The sequence below is a fragment of the Roseibium sp. genome, assembly GCF_050301095.1.
Lineage (GTDB): Bacteria > Pseudomonadota > Alphaproteobacteria > Rhizobiales > Stappiaceae > Roseibium.
Genome location: NZ_JBNKYW010000275.1, coordinates 1 through 5246, shown reverse-complemented (window position 1 = coordinate 5246; position 5246 = coordinate 1). Strand labels below are relative to the sequence as shown.

Here is a 5246-nt window from a genome sequence, read left to right as displayed (position 1 = left end):
AAAATGGGAGAAGCCACGGTCAATTGTGGGAAAACCGAGACCGGCTGAAGCCCCTGTCGCGTAAACGACTTGGCGTGTCGCATTGGTGATATCGGCAATTCCGGCTTGAGGCATAAGGTTTTTCACTAAATTGATGGCCCTGTTGCGCCTTGTTGGAGCTGCCCCATGTCCGATGAAGACGATATCGAACTCGCCTCCCTGTCCGACGACGAACTTGTCGAGCAGATGCATGACGACCTTTATGACGGTCTTCAGGAAGAAATTGAAGAAGGCGTCAATATTCTGCTGGAGCGCGGCTGGACCCCGTATGACGTCCTGACGAAAGCACTCGTTGAAGGCATGCGGATCGTCGGAATCGATTTCCGTGACGGCATCCTGTTCGTGCCGGAAGTGCTGCTGTCCGCCAACGCCATGAAGGCCGGCATGGGCATCCTGCGTCCGCTGCTGGCGGAAACCGGTGCACCGAAAGTCGGCAAGATGGTAATCGGCACCGTCAAGGGCGACATCCACGACATCGGCAAGAACCTGGTTTCCATGATGATGGAAGGCGCCGGTTTCGAAGTCATCGACATCGGCATCAACAACCCGGTCGAAAACTATCTGGCCGCGATCGAAGAGCATCAGCCCGACATCCTTGGCATGTCCGCGCTCCTCACCACCACCATGCCCTACATGAAGGTCGTCATCGACGAGATGAAGGCCAAGGGCATCCGGGACGATTACATCGTGCTCGTCGGCGGCGCGCCGCTGAACGAGGAATTCGGTGAAGCGGTCGGAGCGGACGGCTACTGCCGGGACGCAGCGGTTGCGGTGGAAATGGCGAAAGACCTGATTGCCCGACGCCACAACCAGTTGGCCAACAAAGGCTGACACCGATGTACGAGGAGGCTGCCGACATGCGCAGGGGCGAGCCTCTCTTTCCCCTTGAAACGGATGAGGGCGCGGCGAAAAAAATCGGCCGCGTTCTCGTAATTGCCTGCGGCGCTCTGGCACGTGAAATCGTTGCCCTGCGCGAGATCAACAAGCTCGATCATATCGATCTCACCTGCCTTCCCGCAAAGCTGCACAACACACCGGAAAAAATCCCGGACGAAGTCCGCCGCGCGATCCTGATGAACCAGGACGTCTATTCCGACATTCTGGTTGCCTATGGCGATTGCGGCACTGGTGGCCTCCTGGACAAGGTTCTGAAGGAGACCGGGACACAGCGGATCGAAGGGGCGCATTGTTATGCGTTCTTTTCCGGCATCGACACCTTCGACCGGATGGAAGACGACCAGCTTGGAACCTTCTACCTGACGGATTTCCTCGCCCGGCATTTCCAGACGATGGTGATCGAACCGCTTGGCCTCGACTGGCACCCTCACTTGAGGGACATGTATTTCGGTCATTACACGCGGGTTCTCTACCTCGCCCAGACCGACGACCCGGCACTTGAGGACGCCGCCCGCCGGGCCGCGGACCGACTCGGCCTCGCCTTTGAAATGCACCGCACCGGCTATGGCCTGCTGGACCCGTTCCTGAAGATCGAACCAAAACCCTGATTTCACGGCACCGGACTTGGGACAAGTCGGTTTTTCACGCACTGATGCCGCTATCAGGCGTCCTGAATTTCCAACCATCCGGCAAAGATATTTCTCAAGAGGAACGAGGGACCATGGCGCAGAAAATCATCGTTTACTGGCGGGACATCCCGGCGCAGATCCTGGTGAAGAAGGGCCGCAAATCCGCCCGCAGGGAAATGCCGGCCATGTTCATGGAAGCGATCGATGCCTGCGCAATGCGGATCGGGGCCAAGGACAGTGACGCCTATATGGCGGAATGGCGCCGCGCCGATCCGGTGGAAGTATCGGACAACCTCGAGGAAGAAGCGGATACGGCTTTGAGCGAACTGCTGGCGGCCTATCCGAAAGAGAGATTGAAGATCCTGCTTGCTAGTGGAGGCACAGAGAATGACTGATCAGCGCCTGTTGGCGAATGGGCGGCTCGCCGCCTCTACCGAAATGTCGCCCAAGCAAGTGGTCGAAAAGACCGAGCTCTTGGCACATATCCCGGCAGGTACGCAGGTTTATGTCACGGATCTGGGCAACGCCTCGGAAGACACCATCGTCGCCGCGGCCCGGACCCTGCGTGACAACAAGCTGGTTGCCGTGCCCCACATGGCAGCGCGCCGCTACCCCTCCTATGAGGCTTTCGAGCGCCGGATCACGCGTCTCACCCAGGAAGCGGGTGCAACAGAAGTGCTGTGCATCGCCGGGGAAGCGGAGAAGGCGGGTCCTCTTACCTCTTCCGTCGCGCTTCTGGAATCGGGCCTGTTCGACAAGCTGGGCATCAGGAAGATCGCCGTCGCCGGTCACCCGGAAGGCGCTCCCGACATCAAGCCGGACGTGATCGAAGCCTTCCTGAAACGCAAGCATGAGCTCGCCCGGGAAAGCGATGCGGAGTTCCGGCTCGTCACACAGTTCGGCTTCGATCCGCATCGGGTCAGCCTGTGGCTCGACGAGCTGCGCGCATGGGGCAACGAATTCCCTGTACACATCGGCGTCGCCGGTCCGGCCAAGATGACGACGCTCCTGAAATTTGCCGCCTTCGCCGGGGTCGAGAATTCGCTGAAGTTCCTGAAGAAGCGCGGCGGCGCAGTGGTCTCCATGCTTTCGGGTTATAATCCCGACACGATGGTGGACCCGCTTGAGAACCGCGTCATGAGCCAGCCGCAGTGCCAGCTTACGCAAATCCATGTCTATCCGTTTGGAGGCATCGAAAAGACGTCCAACTGGCTGCACGGCCGCGGGAGCTGGTCTTTTCGCACGTCCTCTTCACCCCTGACCGCTAACGAGAGCGCATAAATGACACGCACCGTAGTCGCCTCCGCCACCAAGGAAATCGTCATCGGCTTCGACCAGCCGTTCTGCGTCATTGGCGAGCGGATCAATCCGACCGGCCGCAAGAAGCTGGCCGCGGAGATGAACGAAGGCAATTTCGAAACCGTCAAGGCGGACGCTCTGGCACAGGTTGCCGCCGGCGCCACCATGCTCGACGTCAATGCCGGGGTGACGGCCGTCAACCCGAACGAAACCGAGCCGCCGCTCCTGGTTAAAACTCTTCAGATCGTTCAAGAGCTTGTCGACGTTCCCTTGTCCATCGATTCATCCGTGACCGAAGCCATCAGGGCAGGCCTGGAAGTCACCAAAGGCCGTCCGCTGGTGAACTCCGTTACAGGCGAAGAGGAGAAGCTCGAGGCGATCCTGCCGCTCATCAAGAAATACGACGTTCCGGTAGTGGCCATCTCCAACGACGAAACCGGCATTTCCGAAGACCCGGACGTGCGCTTTGCCGTTGCCAAGAAGATCGTCGAGCGCGCTGCCGACTACGGCATTCCCGCCCACGATATTGTCGTCGACCCGCTGGTCATGCCGATCGGTGCCATGGGCACCGCCGGACAGCAGGTCTTCAGGCTTCTGCGCCGCCTACGCGACGAGTTGAAGGTCAACACCACCTGCGGCCTTTCCAACATCTCCTTCGGCTTGCCCCACCGCCACGGCATCAATGCAGGTTTCATTCCGATGGTCATCGGCGCCGGCATGACGTCCGCCATCATGAACCCGTGCCGTCCGCAGGAAATGGAAGCGGTGCGCGCGGCCAACGTCCTGAACGGTACCGACCCGAACTGCCAGGAATGGATCATGACCTACCGCGATCATCAGCCTGCTGCTGCCGGAGCCGTCGCGGCCCCGGCCGAAGGTGGCGCGGCCAGCGGTGGCCGGCGCCGGGGCGGCCGGGCCGCCCGGCGAACCGCCGGCTGAGGCTTGAACAATCAGGTATGCGGTTCTCTCCCTGCCGCATGCCGGGTGGAAAGATCATCTTCTCCGGATGGGATACCCACCCCAATCCCCTCCCCGCAAACGGGAGGGGTTTTGCGTGTCGAGGGGCACGTATCGATCGCGGGACCCAAAGTTGGCGCTTGGACGACTTCGCTCAAGCGAGTACAGACGGAAATCTCCCTCCCGCTTCCGGGAGGGGCCCGGGGTGGAGGTGTCGCACCGCAACCTCGAGACAGGAAATGTCGTTAGCTGAAGAGCCGCAGTCCAAATGACCGAAACCGCCAAACACGCCAAAGTCGTCTTCCAGCCGAGCGGCCGCCGGGGCACGTTCCCGGTCGGAACCCCCCTGCTCGATGCGGCAAGGTCGCTCGGGGTCTATGTTGAATCGGTCTGCGGCGGGCGCGGTATTTGCGGGCGCTGCCAGATTTCCGTCTCCGAAGGTACCTTCGCCAAGGAAAACCTGACCAGCGTTGCGGAAAACCTGGAAGGTGCGAGCGAGGCCGAGACCCGCTATGCCACCTTGCGCAAACTGCCGGCCGACCGGCGCCTTTCCTGTCAGGCAAAGATCCTGGGCGATCTGGTCGTGGACGTGCCGACCGACGCGCAGACAAACCGCCAGGTGGTGCGCAAACGCGCCGAGGCACGGCACATCGAGCCGGACAGCGCGGTTTCCCTTGTCACTATCTCGATCGACGAGCCCAACATGGAAACCCCGCGTGGCGATATAGACCGCCTGCGCGAGGCGCTGATCCAGGAGACAGGTCTCGCCGACCTCACCGTCGATCCGGTCCTGCTGCCGCGGGTTCAAGGCATCCTGCGCAAGGGCCGGTGGCAGGTGACGGCTGCCATCCACCAGGACCGAAATGTCCTGCCGACACTTGTGGCTCTGTGGCCGGGCGAGAAGACGGCGGTCTACGGCCTTGCGGTCGATATCGGTTCCACCACCATTGCCGCGCATCTGTGCAATCTTCAGAACGGCCGCACGGTCTCCTCCGCCGGTACGTCCAACCCGCAGATCCGCTTCGGCGAGGATCTGATGTCGCGCGTCTCCTATGTGCAGATGAACCCGTCGAAACTGCCGGATCTCACCAGGGCCGTCCGGGACGCGATCAACTCCCTGATCGGCAAGCTCACCGGCGATGTCGGCGGCGAACGATCCGACATTCTTGATGCGACTTTCGTCGGCAACCCGGTGATGCACCACCTCTTCCTCGGCATCGACCCGATCGAACTCGGCGGCGCGCCCTTCGCACTCGCCGCCTCCGACGCGATGGTGCTGAATGCCCGCGACCTTGACCTTGAGCTCAATCCCGGCGCGCGCGTCTACATGCTTCCCTGCATAGCCGGCCATGTCGGCGCGGATGCGTCAGCCGCGACACTGGCCGAAAGCCCCTACAGCCAGGATGCCATCACACTGCTGGTCGA

Annotated in this window: 6 protein-coding genes; all 6 read left to right on the top strand. The window is 61.3% G+C overall.

Going from position 1 to position 5246, the window contains the following annotated elements; all coding sequences use genetic code 11:
* The first annotated feature begins 165 nt into the window (after positions 1–165).
* Positions 166–870: a corrinoid protein gene (locus tag ACQY7U_RS24165; protein ID WP_428650499.1), complete on the top strand. Its 705-nt coding sequence runs from the start codon at positions 166–168 to the stop codon at positions 868–870.
* 5 nt (positions 871–875) lie between these two features.
* Positions 876–1544, top strand: a complete 669-nt coding sequence (locus ACQY7U_RS24160) for a DUF1638 domain-containing protein (RefSeq protein ID WP_428650496.1) — start codon at positions 876–878, stop codon at positions 1542–1544.
* 113 nt (positions 1545–1657) lie between these two features.
* Complete coding sequence (locus tag ACQY7U_RS24155) at positions 1658–1960, top strand: virulence factor (protein WP_428650493.1); 303 nt, start codon at positions 1658–1660, stop codon at positions 1958–1960.
* Positions 1953–2846: a methylenetetrahydrofolate reductase gene (locus ACQY7U_RS24150; RefSeq protein ID WP_428650491.1), complete on the top strand. Its 894-nt coding sequence runs from the start codon at positions 1953–1955 to the stop codon at positions 2844–2846. The genes ACQY7U_RS24155 and ACQY7U_RS24150 overlap by 8 nt, the downstream gene beginning before the upstream one ends.
* On the top strand, positions 2847–3803 hold the full coding sequence (locus ACQY7U_RS24145) for a methyltetrahydrofolate cobalamin methyltransferase (RefSeq protein WP_428650488.1): 957 nt from the start codon (positions 2847–2849) through the stop codon (positions 3801–3803).
* 286 nt (positions 3804–4089) lie between these two features.
* A partial coding sequence (locus ACQY7U_RS24140; protein WP_428650485.1) for a 2Fe-2S iron-sulfur cluster-binding protein occupies positions 4090–5246 on the top strand: 1157 nt, incomplete at its 3' end.

What these genes read in the sequence shown, in the direction of transcription:
- ACQY7U_RS24150 (WP_428650491.1), top strand. Translation starts at nt 1,953, where the DNA reads ATGACTGATCAGCGCCTGTTGGCGAATGGGCGGCTCGCCGCCTCTACC.
- ACQY7U_RS24145 (WP_428650488.1), top strand. Translation starts at nt 2,847, where the DNA reads ATGACACGCACCGTAGTCGCCTCCGCCACCAAGGAAATCGTCATCGGC.
- ACQY7U_RS24155 (WP_428650493.1), top strand. Translation starts at nt 1,658, where the DNA reads ATGGCGCAGAAAATCATCGTTTACTGGCGGGACATCCCGGCGCAGATC.
- ACQY7U_RS24165 (WP_428650499.1), top strand. Translation starts at nt 166, where the DNA reads ATGTCCGATGAAGACGATATCGAACTCGCCTCCCTGTCCGACGACGAA.
- ACQY7U_RS24160 (WP_428650496.1), top strand. Translation starts at nt 876, where the DNA reads ATGTACGAGGAGGCTGCCGACATGCGCAGGGGCGAGCCTCTCTTTCCC.